Origin of the sequence: Acinetobacter sp. YH01004 (genome assembly GCF_013420455.1) — a bacterium.
In the GTDB taxonomy this organism is placed as follows: domain Bacteria; phylum Pseudomonadota; class Gammaproteobacteria; order Pseudomonadales; family Moraxellaceae; genus Acinetobacter; species Acinetobacter towneri.
On the sequence record NZ_VOXZ01000043.1, the window covers coordinates 1 to 1,231 of the forward strand.

The following is a 1,231-nucleotide window of genomic DNA, read 5'->3' on the forward strand; positions in this document are numbered from 1 at the left end:
GGACAAGCATCGTCATTTTATTATGGTCAGCCTCAGGGTGAAGTGTGTCTAATCAACAGGGTTTTCGGTCTCTAAGTACTTTTTAAAGGGAACATCATCGACTCAAATCTCTATTTGCAACAGTGCCTTTTAAAATATCATTAACTATATTGTTGGATAAGCTATTAGTTATATGCTTAAAAAAAACGTAATTGAGCCAGTAAATTCACATTTTCTTTATTACCTTACCGTGTATATTGAATAAGTTTTTATGAAACAATGAGTAAAATATGCTTAAAAAGCTCGGATTTACTATAATTTTATGCATTCCTATGGCTACTTTTGCTGCTGAAGATAGACAACAAAAAGGACAAATCAGTAAACCTCAAGGTTTAAGTTTAGGCATAGGTGCAGTTGGTAGTAACGGTATATATGTAGGGGAAAAAACTGAAATCACTCCTATACCTGTGATTTCATATGAAACTGAGGATTTTTTTATTCGTGGTTTATATGCAGGTGTAGAACTCTACAAAGATAAACTTCTTACCGTAAATGCGATTGCTAACATCAATATGATGAATTTAGATGTCGATGACTTAAGCACAGAAAAATTAGCTGCTAAAAATATTAGTAAATCACAATTAGAAGATCGTGATCGTAGTGTAGATTTAGGTTTAGAAAGTATTGTACGACTACCTTATGGCTTATTTTCACTACAAGCTGTCAATGATGTTGGTGGTGCTAGTGAAGGAGCAGAACTTCGCTTTAATTATCAATACTTCTGGAGAATAAATCCTAAAGTCACTCTTATGCCAAATGCTGGAGTAGATTGGCTATCGGATAAAAGAGCAAATTATTATTATGGTATTTTAGACAGTGAAGTTGCTCGTGGTGTTGCAGCATATAAACCAAATCATGTCTTTATTCCACATGTATCTTTAGGTGCAAGTTATGCACTGACAGATAAAGTCAAATTAAGTGGTGTAGCAATGCAAAAGTTTTTACCAAGTAAAGTTCAAGATGGGCCATTAGTTGATAAAAGTGGACTCACTAATTTTTATATGGCACTGACATATAAATTTTAAGAATTGATATTTATTTTTAATAAAACGATTTTGCTAATCAATCTATTGTTATTCTTACCTGAAATTGATGTGAGCTTATAGAGACAAGGTAAATTTGCAAAAGTGCCGGCTATTCAGTGTTCATTGAATGTTTAATTTAATTTATTAAGCTTGACCTTGGAGTGGCT

General features: G+C 32.8%; 1 protein-coding gene and 1 pseudogene. Both read left to right on the forward strand.

From position 1 onward, the window contains the following. Nucleotides 1-75: pseudogene (locus FTT71_RS13195) on the forward strand (IS6 family transposase); the annotation flags it as partial. Nucleotides 76-269: 194 nt separating this feature from the next. Beyond that, nucleotides 270-1,064, forward strand: coding sequence for a MipA/OmpV family protein (locus FTT71_RS13200; protein ID WP_016658412.1), 795 nt, complete (start codon nt 270-272; stop codon nt 1,062-1,064). Nucleotides 1,065-1,231 lie beyond the last annotated feature (167 nt).

Coding starts and splice junctions, on each gene's coding strand:
- FTT71_RS13200 (WP_016658412.1), top strand. CDS start 270: ATGCTTAAAAAGCTCGGATTTACTATAATTTTATGCATTCCTATGGCT.